Below are 19,046 nucleotides of genomic sequence, written 5' to 3'. Positions count from 1 at the left end.
GTTCCAAGTTTCAAGTTTCAGGTTTCAAGTTTAACAGCCTGAAACCTAAAACTTGAAACCATAAAACCTTAAACAAAACAAAGATGATTTTAGAAATGAAAGTCCCATCACCAGGGGAATCAATAAAAGAAGTTGAAATTGCAACTTGGTTAGTAAAAGACGGAGATTATGTAGAAAAAGATCAGGCTATTGCTGAAGTTGATTCAGATAAAGCGACTCTTGAATTGCCTGCTGAAATGAGCGGTGTAATTACACTAAAAGCTGAAGAAGGTGATACAGTGGCAGTTGGTGCTGTAGTTTGTTTAATTGATACAGATGCTGCAAAACCAGCAGGTGATGCACCAGCAGCTCCAGCGGCTGAGGCTCCTAAAGCAGAAGCGCCAAAGGCGGAAGCTCCGAAGGCAGAAGTAAAAGCTGAGGCTCCAAAAGCAGCTCCAGCAGCTACAAGTTATGCAGCAGGAACTCCATCTCCAGCGGCAAGAAAAATATTAGACGAAAAAAATATTGCTCCAGCAACTGTTTCAGGAACTGGAAAAGGCGGAAGAATCACAAAAGATGATGCTGTAAATGCAGTTCCATCTATGGGAACTCCAACTGGTGGAAGCCGTGGAACTGAGCGTACAAAATTATCTATGTTACGTCGTAAAGTAGCAGAAAGATTAGTTTCAGCTAAAAATGAAACTGCAATGCTTACTACTTTTAACGAAGTAAACATGACGCCAATCAACCAAATTCGTAACGAATACAAAGATGCTTTCAAAGCTAAACATGGTGGTTTAGGTTTAGGCTTCATGTCATTCTTTACAAAAGCAGTTACAAGAGCTTTAGAATTATATCCAGATGTTAACTCTATGATGGACGGTGATTACAAAATCGCTTACGATTTTGCTGATATCTCAATCGCAGTTTCTGGACCAAAAGGATTAATGGTTCCTGTTGTTCGTAATGCTGAACTTTTAACTTTCCGTGGAATTGAAGCTGAAATCAAAAGATTGGCTTTAAGAGCTCGTGATGGTCAAATTACAGTTGACGATATGACTGGAGGAACTTTCACAATCACTAACGGTGGAGTTTTCGGAAGTATGTTATCAACTCCAATCATCAACCCTCCTCAGTCAGGAATTTTAGGAATGCACAATATTATTGAGCGTCCGATTGCTGTAAACGGAAAAGTGGAGATTCACCCAATGATGTATGTTGCACTTTCTTACGATCATAGAATTATCGACGGACGTGAGTCTGTTGGTTTCTTGGTTGCTGTAAAAGAAGCTTTAGAAAATCCAGTTGAATTATTAATGAATGGCGATGCTAAACGTGCTTTAGAATTGTAATTGTAATAATTTTCAACAATACTTAAAAGCCTGTTCATTTGATTGAACAGGCTTTTTTTTCTTAATATCGTCTTAATTTTAGCTTAAGATGTTAATTTTTTAAACAAACGTAAATTTTACCCTTTAAAAAAAATTTTATTTAGAATAAATAAGGATAACTTGTATTATTAGCATTCAACTGTTACATTTGCGCTATTAAAATCAATTCTAAATAAAATGAAATATAGATTTACAATTTCTTTTTTGAGTTTTTGTTTTGCTTTATTGACAAGCGTGTCTGCTCTTGCACAAGAAAAAGCAACTATTAAAGGTCAAATTAGCTTAACAAATAATGAAGCTGCAGATAATGTTTCTGTAGTATTAAAAGGAACTAAAATAGGAACTTCTACAGACGCGAATGGTTTCTACGAAATTAAAAATATCAAACCAGGAAGATATGTAATCAAAGTTTCTGGAATTGGTTACTCTTCTAAAGAAAAAACTGTTAATTTAAACGGTGGCGATTCAATCATTGAGGATTTTAAAATCAGTGAAAACTCTCAAGAATTAAATGAAATTGTCGTAAACGGAAACAGAAAAAACCCGTTAGCTCGTAAAGAAACACAACAAGTATCAAGATTACCTCTTAAAAATCTTGAAAATCCACAAGTTTACACTACTATTACTGCAGAACTTTTAAAAGAGCAAGTTGTTACAAACATTGACGATGCACTTAAAAATGCTCCAGGTTTAACTCCGCTTTGGGCTTCTACAGGACGTGGAGGTGACGGAGCTGGATATTTCTCTTTAAGAGGATTTGCTGTACAACCAACTATGATTAACGGATTACCAGGATTATCAAACGGAGGTTTAGATCCTGCTAACATCGATAAAATTGAAGTAATCAAAGGACCATCAGGAACTTTATTCGGAAGCAGCTTGATCTCTTACGGAGGTTTAATCAACTTAACAACTAAAAAACCTTACGACCATTTTGGCGGAGAGGTTAGTTATACTGCAGGAAGCAACGGTTTAAACAGAGTTACTGCAGATGTTAACACTCCTGTTGATGATGAACACAAAATTAACTTCCGTGTAAACACAGCTTACCACACAGAAAATAGTTTTCAAGATGCTGGATTCAAAAAATCATTCTTTTTTGCTCCTTCATTATCTTACCAAGTAAATGACAAACTTTCGTTTTTTGTTAATACAGAATTCATGAATAACAAGCAGACTAATGCTACTATGTTATTCTTAGATAGAGGCGCGCCATTAAGAGTTCATAATATGGATGAATTAGGTTACGATAACAAACGTTCTTACACAAGTAACGAATTGGCAATCGAAACTCCATCTTACAATCTTCAAGCTCAGATGAATTATAAATTCAATGATCAATGGAGTTCTCAAACTGTAGTTTCAAGAGGTTCTTCTTCATCTGACGGATATTATTCTTATATCTATGAAGGCACGCAATATGCTCCAGCGGCAATCAACCAAGGAATTGTTTTAGGACGTTTTATGAATTATCAAAATTCTACAACGCTTACAACTGACATTCAGCAAAACTTTATTGGTGATTTCAAAATTGGAAACATGAGAAATAGAATTGTTGCTGGTTTAGATTACTTTAATAGAGGAGTAATTGACAACAGTTCTAACTATGTATCAAACGGTAATATTTACATTGGTAATCTTGATTTAAAAACTGTAAACGAAAATCTTTACGGAATTACAGATCCAGCTAAATATATCACAAACGGAGATAACGGAAATCTAACTAAAGCTGGAACTGATGCTCTTATCGCTTCTGCTGGTATGAGCAACAACAGAACAAAACAAGAAGTTTATAGCGCATATGTTTCTGATGTATTCAACTTTACTCCTGCTTTGTCTGCAATGGCAAGTTTACGTGTTGACCGTTTTATGACTGCTGGTAATGTAGCAACAAAAGATGACGACTTTAACCAAACTGCTTTTTCTCCTAAATTCGGTTTAGTGTATCAGCCAATCTTGGATAAAGTTTCGCTTTTTGCAAACTACATGGATGGTTTTGCAAATTCTGCTCCAGTAACAGAAATTTTACAAGACGGAACAAGTCGTCCGAGAACTTTTAAACCAGAGCACGCTAACCAATTCGAAATTGGAACAAAATTAAATATCTTTAGAGATAAACTTTACGCTACATTCAGCTACTACGATATTCAAGTAAAAGATCAAGTTTATGTAGTTTACACTGCAACAACTCAGACAGCTTACCAAGATGGAGCACAAAGAAACAAAGGTTTTGAAGCAGAATTTATTGCTAATCCAGTTGCAGGTTTAAACATCGTTGCAGGTTATAGCTATGTTGATGCTGTATTAAACGCTGGAGATCCTTCGTTTGTTGGACAAAGACCAGAAAGTTCTGGACCAAGAAACTTAGCAAATCTTTGGGCAAGTTATAAATTCCCTGAAGGAGATTTACAAGGTTTTGGTTTAGGTTTTGGAGGAAACTATGCTGACAAAAACTTAATCATGAACAGAAATGTTGTAGGTCAGTTTGCATTACCTTCTTATACTGTTTTAAATTCTTCAATTTTCTACGGTACAGAAAAATACACATTGACATTAAAATTAGACAATATTGCTAATGTTGATACTTACGATGGTTGGTCAACAATTCATCCAAGAAATATGAGAACTGTTGCGGCAAACTTCTCGTATAGATTCTAATAAAAAATCATTAAAGACACCTTTCTTCAACAAGAAAGGTGTTTTTTAAATTTTAAAGATTATGATTACAATTGCCAGTCTTATTGTTTTTTTAGCTTTTTATACGCTTTACTACACTTCAAAAAGAGCTGTATTGTCGTATGATTTAGGTTTTGAAAAATGGATGAAAAACAATCCAAAACCAACAAAATTTATTGGGCTATTCTTATTGTTAACAGCATATTTAATGTGGCTTTTTACACAATCTCTAGGCTGTGGCACTTTGATGTTTTTTATTCAATTAATGACAATCGGAAGTTTAATCGTTATTCTTCAACCATTAAAAAAAGTAAATAGCAAAGCACTTTTAGCCTTGCTGATTATAATTGCACTATTAGAGTTTTATTATCATTAAGATTTTTTTCATTACAATATGCCAGCAAATTCAAAATATTTAAATCCAGCATTTTGGCCACGCTTTTCTAAAATTACAGCGGCAATTTTAGGAGGCTACTTTGTTTCTGTTACATTTCATTTAGCTTTAGCTTCTTGGTTTAATCGTGCAGATGTACTTATAACAATGGCTTTTAGCGGTTTTATTCTTTGGGTGGCTTTAATGGTAATTGCTTTTTTAGCAAAAAGCGGCTGGAAAATATGGGGAGTATACATTCTCTTAACTTTGCTTTTCTGTCTTTTTATTTATTTGGGTCAAACTTATAACACGGCGAAATAATATATGAACAACCGTCATTATAACATCTATTTTCACACTCATACTGTCAGCGGAATCGTTATCAGTGTAGTTCTATTTGTAATTTTCTTTGCTGGATCTTTTTCTTTTTTTAGAGATGAAATCATCAATTGGGAAAGAAGTGAATCTACAGCAATCACAAGAGAAATTCAATTAGATTACGATAAAGCGCTAAAACATCTTGATGAAAAATATGTATTGCACGGCAGAAACATCACTATTTCTAAACCTTCTATAGAAGAAAGAGTTGGCGTTTATATGGAAGGAACCAAAGATACTTTGGCTCCAGCTAAACAAAAAGAAGGTCAATTTTTCTATTTAAATCCAAAAAACTATAAATCTTTTACTTACGAAGAATCTTATTCGTTAGGAGAACTTTTATATCGTCTTCATTTTCTTGCCCAAATTCCATATCCGATTGGGTATTATTTATCTGGATTTGTCGCTTTGTTTTTCTTATTTGCAATTGTAACTGGAGTTTTATTGCACTGGAATAAAATTGTGTCAAACTTTTATATTTTCCGTCCAAAAGAAAAACTAAAAACACTTTGGACAGATGCACATACAGCTTTAGGAATGATCGGTCTTCCGTTTCAATTTGTGTATGCGGTTACTGGAGCTTTCTTTATGATTAAACTTTTAATTGTTGCGCCAGCCGTAATGGCTTTATACAATGGTGATCAAGATAAACTATATAAAGAATTAGAATATACTGATCCGGATTATAAATTTGAAAACAAAAAATTAGCCAATCCTTTTAATATTGACGAACTGGTTGCCAAAACAAAAAAGAATTGGTCTGATTTTGAAATTACGCGTGTTTTCATTCAAAACTACGGCGACGCTAATATGCACGTTTTAGTTGAAGGTGAACTTTTAAGTCATAAAAAGTTTACTGGAATCGGAAAAGTGGTTTACAGAATTTCTGACGGAAAAGAAATTGCAAAAAAAGATCCAATCGCACAAACGAGTTATTTAGATGTTGTAAAAAATGTTTTATACAGAATCCATTTTGGAGATTATGGCGGATATGCTTTAAAAATCGTTAGTTTCATTCTTGGAATCATAACTTGTTTTGTAATCATTTCAGGCGTCATGATTTGGCTGGTTGCGAGACAAAAAAACAATATGCCAGAAAAGAAAAGACGTTTTAACGCAGCCGTTGTTCGTATTTATTTGGCTATTTGTTTAAGCATGTATCCAATTACTGCTTTGGCTTTTATCGGAAGTAAAATTTTCTATCCATTAAGTCAATCAAATCTATTTACGCTTTATTTCGGAGGCTGGTTACTGCTAACAATTTTCTTTATCATAAAAAAGAACGATTCGTTTACCAACAAAGCTTGTTTGATTTCTGGAAGTATTTTAGGATTCTTAATTCCAATTACAAACGGAATCGTTTCAGGAGATTGGTTTTGGACTTCTTTCATGGAAAACAAAATTCAGATTTTTTTTATAGATGTTTTCTGGATTTTCTTGGCTTCTATTTCATTATATGTTGCCTATCATTTAAAACCTAAAAAAGCAGTTGTTTAATTAAGTTTTTCTTCACTAAGCACATTTTTTTTATCTCGCAAAGACGCAAAGTCGCCAAGTTTTATTTTAAAATAATTCTTTGCGACTTTGCGAGATTATTTCTTTTGTAATCACTAAGCCTTCAAACAAAATAATTTAGAATAATTTGCCCCATATAGATTTTGAGCCTACTTTTACGCTTTTAATCAAAAAATGGGTTTCAAAACTAAAATACGTTTTCTACATAAATGGCTCGGATTAATTTCTGGCCTTATTGTTTTTATTATAAGTGTTACCGGTTGTATTTTCTGTTTTCACGACGAAATAAAAGATATTACCAGAAAAGAATGGCGTTTGGTTGAACCTCAAAACAAGCCATTTCTTCTTCCTTCCGTTTTAGAAGAAAAAGCAAAAGAAATTCTTCCGAAGAATAAAATCAGTATGGTTTCTTATTATGGAAAAAACCGTTCTGCAATTGTCTACACGTATTCAGATTCTGAAAACTTATATCTATATTTCAATCCTTACACAGGAAAATATTTAAAAACCGAAAATCCAGAAACTGATTTTTTTATTATTGTTGAATATATTCATTTGTATTTACTCCTTCCCGATTATATCGGAAAACATATTATTGGCGGCGCGACTATTATTTTCATCCTTTTATTGATTTCTGGAATTATACAATGGTGGCCGAAAAAAAGATCCGATTTAAAAAGAAGTCTTACCATAAAATGGTCTGCAAAATGGCGACGTGTCAATTACGATTGGCATAACACTTCTGGCTTTTACATTTCCATTATTGCCTTAATTTTAGCCATAACTGGACTCACTTTTACATACGAATGGGTTGGCGACGGAATTTATAAATCATTTAATTTTGGAGGTGACAAAGTTTTAGAAACTAAACTTCCTATTGTAGACAGCACAAAATTCAAGACAAATTCTACAAATGCGATTGATCTTGCTTTTATTCAAACTCAAAAACTGCAACCAAATGCAGAAATGATGTTTGTTTTAATTCCGCAACAGAAAGGAGATATTATAAGTACGGGCGCATATCCGCATACGCTGCGTTATGATCATCAAAGCAATTATTATTTTCATCCAAATGATGGAAAATTAATTCAGAAACAACGTTTTGAAAATAAAAGCCTTGGTTTGCAAGTTGTAGAAATGAATTACGGAATTCATACAGGTCAAGTATTAGATTTACCTGGAAAAATTATTGCTTTTATTGTGAGTTTATTTGCCGCAGCACTTCCTGTTACAGGATTTATTATTTGGTATGGAAGAAATTTCAAAAACAAAAAAGTTAAAGCATAAAAAAACCGTCCTGAAAAGAACGGTTTAATTTATTCTAGAAATTTTGCTTAATTAGTTTCTACCAGCAACAGCGTTTTTTTGTATATTCTTAACTGAACTCACTTTACTGTCAGCGAAAGCTACCTCAGTAAGATTTTTATCATTGAAAAACATCCATTTTCCAGTTTTTAATCCTTCAGTATACTCGCCTTCTACAGTTTTATTTCCTCTTTCATCATAAGATACCCAAACACCGTCCAATTTCCCATCTTTAAAAAAGCCTTCCTGCTGTATTTTACCATTGTCATAATAATAAGTAGCTTTTACTTTATTTCCAACAGTTTCCAACTCAGGTTTGCCTTCTTGTGCTGTTAGAATTCCAGAGAATAACACAGCCGCTAAAATCACACACTTTTTCATATCTTTAGGTATTAAATGTTATTGAATGTTATCAAATTGTTATCAAATATAGTTAATAGTTTACATTAAAAAAACTTTTGCTTAACAATTTGGTAACATAGAGTAAAAACTTAACATTGGAAAAATATAAAAAACAAAAAAACCAGCGCTGAAGCACTGGTTTTACTGGTATTTTAGAAAAAAATAGATTTTACGATAACGTTATAAATTTCGTAAATATTTTAGTTCAATAATGCACTAAGTTCTTTATCAAGCTCAGGATCAGATGGTCTAGGCGCTTCAGACTTTACAATATTTCCTTTAGGATCAATTAAAATAAATCTCGGAATTCCAGTTACACCATAATTCATAACAAACTCAGACTCCCAATCTTTATCGGCAAAAAGCTGTGTTCCGCCAAGATGTTTATCGGTTACAAATTTTTTCCATTTTTCGTTGTCTTTCAGTTTATCGATAGAAATACTCACGAATTCAATATTCTTTCCGTGATATTTTTCTTCAATCTTCTGTAAATATGGAATTTCAGCTCTACAAGGCGCACACCAAGTTGCCCAAAGATCAATGTAAACATATTTTCCTTTCAAGTCAGAAAGCTTTGTTTTTCCACCTTTAAAGTTTTCGTAGTCAAAACCAGGAGATGGCTTTCCAATCATTTCATTAGCTTTCGCTACTCTTTCATAATTTTCTGCCGCATATTGGTGGAAACTTTCAAAGCTACGTTTTAAAGCTGCTTTAAATTCTGGATCTAAATCACCTTTTTCTACACTTTCTGTATCCTTTTTTAATTTACCATCAAGTAAAGCAGTAAATTCTGCAGCCTCTTTTTTAAAAGCATCATTTTGAAAAGTTTCATCTTTTAAAGCTTGTTGCGCCAAAAAGTTACTTTCGTTTACGCCTTTACCTTTATATACAATCGTTTCATCAAATTCTTTGGCATTCATTGTCAAATTGACTTCAGAATTTGGTTTTAAATAAAGATTAGAAGATTCTTTTCCATCAGAAAACATATAAAATCCTTTTGGCGCATCAAAAGTTGCTGCAAAAACTCCTTTTTTGTCAATTGGAATTACTTGCTTAAAATTATCTTTTCCTCTTATTATTAAGGTATCACTATTTCTATTTTCGATTTTAGCAGTGAATTTAATCGAATTATTGCTTTGTCCTATAACATTCAAAGCATTAAAAATTACCAAACCAGCAACAAAAAGTTTCTTCATGGATATTATTATTTGTTTTTAGAGTATCAAAACTAAAAAATTAAAGCTTCGAAATTTCACAATTAACAATTTATTTGAAATTATTATGCATCAACTTATCACTTTACTATATTAATTTGAATTTTGTGTTTACTTTTGCAGTCTAAAATTTAGATCATGTATAGAAGTCATAATTGCGGCGAACTAAATGCCTCAAATATTAATACGGAAGTTACGCTAGCGGGATGGGTACAAAAATCACGCGATAAAGGATTTATGAACTGGGTTGACTTGCGTGACCGTTACGGAATTACACAACTTATTTTTGACGAAAGCCGTACCGATAAAACTGTTTTTGAATTGGCAAAAACTCTAGGAAGAGAATTTGTAATTCAGGTAAAAGGAACTGTTATTGAGCGTGAAGCTAAAAACAAAAACATTCCGACGGGTGAAATCGAAATTTTAGTTTCTGAATTAACGATTCTAAACACCGCTTTAACGCCTCCATTTACAATTGAAGATGAAACGGACGGTGGTGAAGATATCAGAATGAAATATCGTTATTTAGATATTCGTAGAAATCCAGTAAAAAACAGTTTATTATTCCGTCACAAAGTGGCAATGGAAGTTCGTAAATATTTATCAGATTTAGATTTCTGCGAAGTTGAAACTCCTTATTTAATTAAATCTACTCCAGAAGGAGCAAGAGATTTTGTTGTACCAAGCCGTATGAACGAAGGTCAGTTTTATGCTTTGCCACAATCTCCGCAAACTTTCAAACAACTTTTGATGGTTGGAGGAATGGATAAATATTTCCAAATCGTAAAATGTTTCCGTGACGAAGATTTACGTGCAGACCGTCAGCCAGAGTTTACACAAATTGACTGCGAAATGGCATTTGTTGAACAAGAAGACATTTTGAATGTTTTCGAAGGTTTGACAAGACATTTATTAAAAGAAATTAAAGGCATTGAAGTAGATAAATTCCCAAGAATTACTTACGACTATGCCATGAAAACATACGGAAACGACAAACCGGATATTCGTTTCGGAATGAAGTTTGGAGAATTAAATGAATTTGCACAGCATAAAGAATTCCCAGTTTTTAATTCTGCTGAATTAGTTGTCGGAATTGCAGTTCCAGGAGCAGGAAATTATACTCGTAAAGAAATCGACGGATTAATTGACTGGGTAAAACGTCCACAAGTTGGAGCGTCTGGAATGGTATATGTAAAATGCAACGAAGACGGAACATATAAATCATCTGTAGATAAATTCTACGATCAAGAAGATTTAACAAATTGGGCAAAAGCTACAGAAGCAAATCCTGGCGATATGATTTTTGTACTTTCTGGTCCAGCAAATAAAACACGTGCGCAATTATCTGCACTTCGTATGGAATTAGCAACTCGTTTAGGATTACGTAATCCAGAAGAATTTGCTCCATTATGGGTTGTAGATTTCCCATTATTGGAACTTGATGAAGAAAGCGGACGTTTTCATGCTATGCACCACCCTTTTACATCTCCAAAACCAGAAGATATGGCTTTATTAGAAACAGAGCCAGGAAAAGTTCGCGCAAATGCCTATGATATGGTTTTGAACGGAAACGAAATTGGAGGTGGATCTATTCGTATTCATGACAAAGCGACACAACAATTAATGTTCAAATATTTAGGATTTACCGAAGAAGAAGCAAAAGCTCAATTCGGATTCTTAATGGATGCTTTCCAGTTTGGTGCGCCGCCACACGGAGGTTTAGCATTTGGATTGGATAGATTAGTTGCTATTTTAGGAGGTCAAGAAACAATTAGAGATTTCATCGCTTTCCCTAAAAACAATTCTGGACGTGATGTAATGATTGATGCACCAGCTGCAATTGATGATACTCAATTAAAAGAATTACACATTAAAGTTGACGCTTTGTAACCAATTTATAAAGCTTGAAAATACCCAAAAGGCGATTGAAAAATTTCAATCGCTTTTTTGTTTAAAAAAGATAAAAATATTCCTAAAGAGCACATTTTTTTAAATATTAAATTCCTACAGATATCCATTTCGCATATTCCTACAATTAATGATTCTCAAATTATCGTATTTCATATAAAATTTGATGCAATAAACCACGTAAAAACACTGTAAATCAATAATTTTTACAAAAAATTAACACGTACATGTCTTTTGTATGAATTTATATGTTACATTTGTTTTATTATAAATTATTATTACAATTACAATGCGTACAGGTACAGTAAAATTTTTCAATGAGTCTAAAGGTTATGGATTCATTACAGACGAAGAAACAGGAAAGGACATCTTCGTTCACGCTTCAGGAATTAACGCGGAAGAATTACGCGAAGGTGACCGTGTAAGCTATGAAGAAGAAGAAGGAAGAAAAGGGAAAGTTGCTGCTAAAGTAGCAGTAATCTAAGAAAAATATAGCAATTTATTTTTTTTGCCTCTGAATGGTCTCAAAAGACGTCCCGAAGTATCGGGGCGTTTTTTTTTTGGACAATTCTTAAAAAAATACTAAAATAACATCATGTTATTTATAATCAATAAAAATTAGGCATAAACGCTGTTTCGCACCCTACTTAAAACCCTTTTTAGCTTGTGTTTTACAGAGTTCCAAGTTATCTTTGTGGCTCATTTTTTAAGTATAAAATCGAAGTTTATGCAATCTGATCAATACAGTTACATTCCTATTTTAATGCAGTTTATTCTAGCTGTAGGTTTTGTGGTAGGAACAATCATTATTTCTGGAAAACTAGGCCCGAAAAGAAACTCTGAAGTTAAAGACAAAAACTTCGAATGCGGTATCGAATCTATTGGTAATGCCCGTATTCCATTTTCTGTAAAATATTTCCTTGTTGCCATTTTGTTTGTATTGTTCGATGTAGAGGTGATTTTCCTTTATCCTTGGGCAGTAAACTTCAAAGATTTAGGAATTGAAGGAATGTTAAAAATGATTGTTTTCATGTCTTTCCTTTTAGTTGGTTTTTTCTATATCATCAAAAAGAAAGCATTAGAGTGGGAATAATTAGAGATTTTAGATTTTAGATTTCTGATTTAAACGATTTAGAATTAGAATTTAAGATTTAATCCTCAACAAAAAATGATTTAAAAAAATTGATTTTACTTTTTAAGATTTCAAAAATCTAAAAATCTAAAATCAGAAATCTAAAATAAAAATGAGCGATTCAAAAGTAAATATGGTTTCACCACCAGAAGGAGTTACTGGTGAAGGTTTCTTCGCTACAAAACTTAGTGATGTTGTTGGTTTAGCAAGAGCCAATTCATTATGGCCACTTCCTTTCGCTACTTCATGCTGTGGTATCGAATTCATGGCAACAATGGCATCTCATTACGATTTAGCTCGATTTGGTTCTGAGCGTGTGAGTTTCTCTCCAAGACAAGCAGACATGTTATTAGTAATGGGAACTATTTCTAAAAAAATGGCTCCTATTTTAAGACAAGTTTACGAACAAATGTCTGAACCTCGTTGGGTTATTGCAGTTGGAGCTTGTGCTTCTTCAGGAGGTATTTTTGATACTTACTCTGTTCTTCAAGGAATTGACAAAGTAATTCCTGTTGACGTATATGTTCCAGGATGCCCACCAAGACCAGAACAAATTGTAGATGGTGTTATGAGACTCCAAGATTTAGTGAAAAGCGAATCCGTGAGACGCAGAAGCTCACCAGAATACCAAGAATTATTAGCTTCATATAATATCTCATAAGATGGCTTTAGAAAACACCCTGATCCAAGATAAACTTACTGAAACATTTAACAATGATGTTTTCAACTTTCAGCAAGAAAGAGATATTTTTTCTTTAGAAGCTTCTGCTGATAAAATTACAGCATTGATTCTATTTCTTAAAAACGATTCAGAATTAAAGTTTCATTTCTTAACTGACTTATGCGGTATTCATTATCCAGATAATGAAAGTGAACGTCAGTTTGCAGTAGTCTATCATTTACACAACTGGTACGAAAACAAAAGATTAAAAATCAAAGTTTTCTTAAACGGTGAAAAACCAGAAATAAAATCAGTTTCAAATATTTTCTTGTCTTCGAATTGGATGGAAAGAGAAACTTTCGATTTTTTTGGGATTAACTTTATAGGACATCCTCAATTGAAACGTATTTTAAATATGGACGAAATGCAGTCTCACCCAATGAGAAAAGAGTTCCCAATGGAAGACAGCGGAAGAACCGACAAAGACGACAGATTCTTTGGAAGAACAACAACAAATTGCTAAAAAATAATTCAACATTATAAAATGTCAGAACTATTATTACCACCAGAGCATCGTTATGCTAAAATAATTAAGGAGAGATTAAATGAAGACGGAAGCGAACTTTCTGTACTGAATTTAGGCCCGACACACCCTGCTACACACGGTATTTTTCAAAATATCTTGTTGATGGATGGTGAAAAAATTCTAGAAGCTGAGCCAACTATTGGCTACATTCATAGAGCTTTTGAAAAAATTGCCGAAAATCGTCCTTTTTATCAAATTACACCACTTACAGACCGTATGAACTATTGCTCCTCTCCTATTAATAATATGGGATGGTGGATGACAGTAGAAAAACTATTAGGTGTTGACGTTCCTAAAAGAGCTCAGTACCTTAGAGTTATTGTTATGGAGCTGGCTCGTATTACCGATCATATTATCTGTAACGGGATTTTAGGTGTGGATACTGGTGCGTATACTGGTTTCTTATACGTTTTTCAATTTAGAGAAAAAATCTACGAAATCTACGAAGAAATTTGTGGAGCTCGTTTGACTACAAATATGGGAAGAATTGGTGGTTTTGAAAGAGACTGGTCTCCAGAAGTTTTCAAAAAACTAGATAAATTCCTAGAAGAATTCCCACCAGTTTGGCAAGAATTCCAAAACTTATTCGAGAGAAATAGAATTTTCCTTGATAGAACTGTAAACGTAGGTGGAATCACTGCTGAAAAAGCAATGGCTTACGGATTTACAGGTCCAAACTTACGTGCTGCTGGTGTTGATTACGACGTACGTGTAGCACAGCCTTATTCATCTTACGAAGATTTCGATTTTATTGTTCCTGTTGGAAAATCAGGAGATACTTACGATCGTTTCTGTGTTCGTAATGCTGAAGTTTGGGAAAGTTTAAGCATTATTCGTCAGGCGTTAGAAAAAATGCCTCCAGGAAACGAATATCATGCTGAAGTTCCAGATTACTACCTTCCTCCAAAAGAAGATGTTTACACTTCTATGGAATCTTTAATTTATCACTTTAAGATCGTAATGGGAGAAGTTCCTGTACCAGTTGCAGAAATTTATCACCCTGTAGAAGGAGGAAATGGAGAACTTGGTTTTTATTTAGTAACAGACGGAAGTAGAACTCCATATAGATTACATTTCAGAAGACCATGCTTTATTTATTATCAAGCATTCCCAGAAATGATTAAAGGCGCTATGCTTTCTGATGCGATTATCATTCTTTCAAGTTTGAACGTAATTGCAGGAGAATTAGATGCCTAAAAAAATTTAGATTTTAGTCCCGATGGCTATCTGGAAGAATTTAGATTAAAAAATTTGTGCCTTTGCGCCCTTGTGGCAAAACAAGAATAAAATGGAAAGAAAACATTACAAACAAGAAATAAACATGACCGAGGCATTGATGAACCGCATCAATGAATTGATCAGTCATTATCCTGAGGGCAAACAAAAATCGGCTTTATTGCCTGTTTTGCACGAAGTTCAGGATGCACATAACAACTGGCTTAGTATTGAATTGCAAGATAAAGTTGCCGAGATTCTTCAGATCAAACCAATTGAGGTTTATGAAGTGGTTACTTTCTATACAATGTTCAACCAAAAGCCAATTGGTAAGTATATGTTTGAATTTTGCCAGACTTCTTGTTGTTGTTTAAACGGTGCCGAAAATTTAATGGATTATACTTCTGAAAAATTAGGCATTAAAATGGGAGAAACAACTCCAGACGGAATGTTTACCATTGCTGGTGTAGAATGTTTAGGTGCTTGCGGATATGCTCCAATGATGCAGTTAGGTGATTTCTACAAAGAAAAACTGACAGAAGAAAAAATCGATCAGTTAATCGCTGATTGTAAAGACGATAAAATAATATTACACGATAAATAAGATGTCACAAAAAATATTATTAGATAAAATCAATATTCCTGGAATTAAAACCTACGAAGTTTATCGCCAAAATGGAGGTTACGCTTCTGTAGAAAAAGCTTTAAAAACACTTACTCCAGATGAAGTTACTGAAGAAGTAAAAAAATCAGGATTACGTGGTCGAGGTGGAGCTGGTTTCCCTGCTGGAATGAAATGGAGCTTTATTGACAAAAAATCAGGAAGACCAAGACACTTAGTGTGTAACGCCGATGAATCTGAGCCTGGAACATTCAAAGATAGATTCTTGATGGAATATATTCCTCACTTATTGATCGAGGGAATGATTACTTCTAGCTACGCTTTGGGCGCTAACCTATCGTATATCTACATCCGTGGAGAATATATGTGGGTTTTCAAAATTTTAGAAAGAGCAATCGCCGAGGCTAAAGCTGCGGGCTGGTTAGGAAAAAATATATTAGGATCAGGTTATGATCTTGAACTTCACGTACACTGTGGAGCCGGAGCATATATCTGTGGAGAAGAAACTGCATTGATCGAGTCTTTGGAAGGTAAAAGAGGAAATCCTCGTATTAAACCACCTTTCCCAGCAGTTTCTGGTCTTTGGGCAAATCCAACTGTGGTAAACAATGTTGAAACAATTGCAACTGTGCCTTGGATTGTAAACAATTCTGGTGATGATTATGCAAAAATTGGTATTGGTCGTTCTACTGGAACAAAATTAATTTCTGCTTCTGGGCACATCAAAAATCCTGGAGTTTACGAAATTGAATTAGGTTTAAGTGTAGACGAATTCATGAATTCTGATGAATATTTGGGAGGAATGTCTTCAAGCAGACCTTTGAAAGCATTTGTGCCTGGAGGTTCTTCTGTGCCAATTTTACCAGCTGAATTAATTTTCAAAACAGCAAATGGCGAAGATCGTTTAATGACTTATGAATCTTTAAGTGATGGTGGTTTTGCTACTGGATCCATGTTAGGTTCTGGAGGATTTATTGTTTATAACGATACAGCTTGTGTAGTAAGAAACACTTGGAACTTTGCCCGTTTTTACCACCACGAATCTTGCGGACAATGCACACCTTGCCGTGAAGGAACAGGATGGTTAGAAAAAATCTTATGGAGAATCGAAAACGGTCAAGGCCGTGAAGAAGATATCGAATTATTGTGGAGCATTCAAAGTAAAATTGAAGGAAACACAATTTGTCCACTTGGTGACGCGGCTTCTTGGCCAGTAGCAGCAGCGATTCGCCACTTTAGAGACGAGTTCGAATATCACGTTCGTTTCCCAGAAAAAATCAAAAATAGAGATCACTTTGTTGCTGAACCTTTTTCACAAGTAAAGCATTTAGTAGGCGGTAAAGTAATCGTATAAAAATAAAAAGCAGAAAGTTATAAAGTTCATAATGTTAAAAAGGACAGCAATTCTTTTCAATATTCCGACTTTCAACAAAAAAGTTTAAAATAGTTTAAAGTTTCAAGTTTTTTTAGTTTCAAGTGAAAACGTGAAACCTGAAACCTGAAACTAAAAAAACAAAATAAAGAGATGAAAGTAACCATAGACGGTCAAAGTATAGACGTAGAGCCAGGAACAACGATCCTGCAGGCTGCACGTATGATTGGTGGAGATTTGGTACCGCCAGCCATGTGCTATTACTCAAAATTAAAAGGCAGTGGCGGAAAATGCCGTTGTTGTTTAGTTGAAGTTTCTAAAGGTAGTGAAGCTGATCCAAGACCAATGCCAAAACTTATGGCATCTTGTGTAACAGGATGTATGGACGGAATGGAAGTAAACAGTAAATCTTCTGCCAGAGTTACCGAAGCACGTAAATCTGTAACAGAATTTTTATTAATCAACCACCCATTAGATTGTCCAATTTGTGATCAGGCGGGAGAATGTGATCTTCAAAATTTAAGTTTTGAACACGGAAATCCTAAATCACGTTATATTGAAGAAAAAAGAACGTTTGAACCAGAAAATATTGGTCCAAATATTCAACTGCATATGAACCGTTGTATCTTATGCCAAAGATGTGTACAAGTTGCAGATCAATTGACAGACAACAGAGTTCACGGAGTATTAGATCGTGGAGATCACGCTAATATTTCTACTGGAATTTCTAAAGCAATCGACAATGAGTTCTCTGGAAACATGATTGATGTTTGTCCGGTTGGAGCTTTAACAGATAAAACTTTTCGTTTTAAATCAAGAGTTTGGTTTAATAAACCTTACAATGCACACAGAAAATGTACTACTCCAGGATGCTGCGGTAAAACTACGGTTTGGATGTTTGGTGGAGAAATTCAGCGTGTAACTGGTCGTAAAGACGAGTACCATGAAGTAGAAGAATTCATCTGCAACAGCTGTCGTTTTGACCATAAAGATGTTAATGACTGGGTTATTGAAGGACCAAGAGAATTTGAAAAAGATTCTGTTATCAATCAAAATAACTATACTCAGAAATTAGAGAAAGTTGAAATCGATACCGAAAAGAATATTCTTTTAGGTAGAGATATCGACCGTAAAAAAATTAGTATGGCATCAATTCCATTAAATACAAACGATAAAAAATAAGAAATGGAAAGTGCATTTATTATAGAAAAAAGTGTTGTTATTGTTGTCGTTTTTGCGGTAACCATGATTATGGCAATGTACTCTACATGGGCTGAGCGTAAAGTCGCTGCTTTTCTTCAGGATCGAGTTGGTCCAAACCGCGCAGGTTGGGGAGGTTTACTACAGCCACTTGCAGACGGTATGAAATTATTCTCTAAAGAAGAATTTGAACCTAACACTCCTAATAGAATTTTATTTTTCGTAGGTCCTGCAATTGCAATGAGTACGGCTTTGATGACTAGTGCTGTAATTCCGTGGGGAGATCGTTTGCATCTTTTCGGAAGAGACATTATTCTTCAGGCAACAGATGTAAATATTGCTTTATTATACATTTTTGGTGTTCTCTCTGTTGGAGTTTATGGCATCATGATTGGTGGATGGGCTTCTAACAATAAATTCTCATTAATGGGAGCTATTCGTGCTGCATCTCAAATGGTTTCTTATGAAGTTGCTATGGGATTATCGATGATTGCTTTATTAATGATGACTGGAACAATGAGTTTGAAAGAAATCTCATTACAGCAACAAGGAATGAACTGGAATGTTTTCTATCAGCCTTTATCATTTTTAATTTTCTTAATCTGCTCTTTTGCAGAAACAAACAGAACACCTTTCGATTTAGCAGAATGTGAAAACGAATTAATTGGAGGTTATCATACAGAATATTCATCAATGAAAATGGGATTCTATTTATTTGCTGAATATGCGAGTATGTTTATCTCTTCTACTATTATTTCTGTTTTATTCTTTGGTGGATACAACTATCCAGGAATGCAATGGATGGTAGAAAATGTTGGTGTAAATACAGCTAACTTATTAGGTATTGCGCTCTTTTTGCAAAAATATGTTTCTTCATATTTTTCTACATGTGGGTTCGTTGGACAATTCCTAGATTTAGATATGACCAATTAATGAACTTAGGTTGGAGAATTTTAATTCCGCTTTCGATTGTTAATATCATGATTACTGGAATTGTAATATTAAGACACGATATTGCGCTTTCTTAGGATTCTAAGAACCGTAATAAGCATCAAATAAAAACAAAATAGATTTGAATTTGAATCATCAAAATTTGAATCATAAACTATAATAGTAA

The 19,046-nt window shown here is 34.0% G+C and carries 17 protein-coding genes and 1 pseudogene; 16 read left to right on the top strand and 2 right to left on the bottom strand.

The window, feature by feature from the left end; all coding sequences use genetic code 11:
- Window positions 1–83 precede the first annotated feature (83 nt).
- From odhB to NYQ10_RS05775, 6 genes are all read left to right on the top strand, one after another.
- A complete protein-coding gene (gene odhB / locus NYQ10_RS05800; RefSeq protein WP_276175585.1) occupies window positions 84–1,331 on the top strand; it encodes a 2-oxoglutarate dehydrogenase complex dihydrolipoyllysine-residue succinyltransferase in 1,248 nt (415 codons plus the stop codon).
- Between the two features lie 216 nt (window positions 1,332–1,547).
- Complete coding sequence (locus tag NYQ10_RS05795; RefSeq protein ID WP_289879289.1) at window positions 1,548–4,028, top strand: TonB-dependent receptor; 2,481 nt, start codon at window positions 1,548–1,550, stop codon at window positions 4,026–4,028.
- A gap of 61 nt (window positions 4,029–4,089) precedes the next feature.
- Window positions 4,090–4,422 carry a hypothetical protein gene (locus tag NYQ10_RS05790; RefSeq protein ID WP_276175587.1) on the top strand — a complete coding sequence of 111 codons (333 nt, stop codon included), beginning with the start codon at window positions 4,090–4,092 and terminating at the stop codon, window positions 4,420–4,422.
- A gap of 18 nt (window positions 4,423–4,440) precedes the next feature.
- Window positions 4,441–4,740 carry a hypothetical protein gene (locus NYQ10_RS05785; protein ID WP_289879288.1) on the top strand — a complete coding sequence of 100 codons (300 nt, stop codon included), beginning with the start codon at window positions 4,441–4,443 and terminating at the stop codon, window positions 4,738–4,740.
- Between the two features lie 3 nt (window positions 4,741–4,743).
- Window positions 4,744–6,294 carry a PepSY-associated TM helix domain-containing protein gene (locus NYQ10_RS05780; protein WP_289879287.1) on the top strand — a complete coding sequence of 517 codons (1,551 nt, stop codon included), beginning with the start codon at window positions 4,744–4,746 and terminating at the stop codon, window positions 6,292–6,294.
- A gap of 192 nt (window positions 6,295–6,486) precedes the next feature.
- Window positions 6,487–7,599, top strand: a complete 1,113-nt coding sequence (locus NYQ10_RS05775; RefSeq protein WP_289879286.1) for a PepSY-associated TM helix domain-containing protein — start codon at window positions 6,487–6,489, stop codon at window positions 7,597–7,599.
- A gap of 51 nt (window positions 7,600–7,650) precedes the next feature.
- Here NYQ10_RS05775 and NYQ10_RS05770 read toward each other — a convergent pair whose 3' ends face one another.
- Window positions 7,651–7,998 (bottom strand): toxin-antitoxin system YwqK family antitoxin, encoded by a 348-nt coding sequence (locus tag NYQ10_RS05770; RefSeq protein ID WP_289879285.1) that lies wholly within the window; start codon window positions 7,996–7,998, stop codon window positions 7,651–7,653.
- A gap of 221 nt (window positions 7,999–8,219) precedes the next feature.
- Entirely contained in the window at window positions 8,220–9,215 is a 996-nt protein-coding gene (locus tag NYQ10_RS05765) for a TlpA family protein disulfide reductase (protein ID WP_289879284.1), read from the bottom strand.
- A gap of 156 nt (window positions 9,216–9,371) precedes the next feature.
- Between NYQ10_RS05765 and aspS the strand changes: the two genes are divergently transcribed.
- The 10 genes and pseudogenes from aspS to nuoH all read left to right on the top strand — a co-directional run bounded on the left by aspS (window position 9,372) and on the right by nuoH (window position 18,957).
- Window positions 9,372–11,123, top strand: a complete 1,752-nt coding sequence (aspS, locus tag NYQ10_RS05760) for an aspartate--tRNA ligase (RefSeq protein WP_289879283.1) — start codon at window positions 9,372–9,374, stop codon at window positions 11,121–11,123.
- A 307-nt stretch (window positions 11,124–11,430) separates the two neighbouring features.
- A complete protein-coding gene (locus NYQ10_RS05755) occupies window positions 11,431–11,625 on the top strand; it encodes a cold-shock protein (protein ID WP_007137066.1) in 195 nt (64 codons plus the stop codon).
- 243 nt (window positions 11,626–11,868) lie between these two features.
- Window positions 11,869–12,234, top strand: coding sequence for an NADH-quinone oxidoreductase subunit A (locus tag NYQ10_RS05750; RefSeq protein ID WP_289879282.1), 366 nt, complete (start codon window positions 11,869–11,871; stop codon window positions 12,232–12,234).
- Between the two features lie 151 nt (window positions 12,235–12,385).
- Window positions 12,386–12,934, top strand: coding sequence for an NADH-quinone oxidoreductase subunit B (locus NYQ10_RS05745; protein ID WP_289879281.1), 549 nt, complete (start codon window positions 12,386–12,388; stop codon window positions 12,932–12,934).
- 1 nt (window position 12,935) lies between these two features.
- Window positions 12,936–13,457: an NADH-quinone oxidoreductase subunit C gene (locus NYQ10_RS05740; protein ID WP_289879280.1), complete on the top strand. Its 522-nt coding sequence runs from the start codon at window positions 12,936–12,938 to the stop codon at window positions 13,455–13,457.
- Window positions 13,458–13,478: 21 nt separating this feature from the next.
- On the top strand, window positions 13,479–14,717 hold the full coding sequence (locus NYQ10_RS05735) for an NADH-quinone oxidoreductase subunit D (RefSeq protein WP_289879279.1): 1,239 nt from the start codon (window positions 13,479–13,481) through the stop codon (window positions 14,715–14,717).
- Between the two features lie 91 nt (window positions 14,718–14,808).
- Window positions 14,809–15,339, top strand: a complete 531-nt coding sequence (locus NYQ10_RS05730; protein ID WP_289879278.1) for a complex I 24 kDa subunit family protein — start codon at window positions 14,809–14,811, stop codon at window positions 15,337–15,339.
- A gap of 1 nt (window position 15,340) precedes the next feature.
- Complete coding sequence (gene nuoF / locus NYQ10_RS05725; protein ID WP_109191391.1) at window positions 15,341–16,711, top strand: NADH-quinone oxidoreductase subunit NuoF; 1,371 nt, start codon at window positions 15,341–15,343, stop codon at window positions 16,709–16,711.
- Window positions 16,712–16,882: 171 nt separating this feature from the next.
- The gene (locus tag NYQ10_RS05720) at window positions 16,883–17,911 is read left to right on the top strand and encodes a 2Fe-2S iron-sulfur cluster-binding protein (RefSeq protein ID WP_289879277.1); all 1,029 of its coding nucleotides are present in this window, start codon (window positions 16,883–16,885) and stop codon (window positions 17,909–17,911) included.
- 3 nt (window positions 17,912–17,914) lie between these two features.
- Window positions 17,915–18,957: pseudogene (gene nuoH / locus NYQ10_RS05715) on the top strand (NADH-quinone oxidoreductase subunit NuoH).
- Window positions 18,958–19,046 lie beyond the last annotated feature (89 nt).

The organism is Flavobacterium johnsoniae (genome assembly GCF_030388325.1).
GTDB classification, from domain to species: Bacteria; Bacteroidota; Bacteroidia; order Flavobacteriales; family Flavobacteriaceae; genus Flavobacterium; species Flavobacterium johnsoniae_C.
The sequence above is the reverse complement of the archived record's forward strand: the minus strand, read 5'-3'. Positions and strand labels throughout refer to the sequence as shown.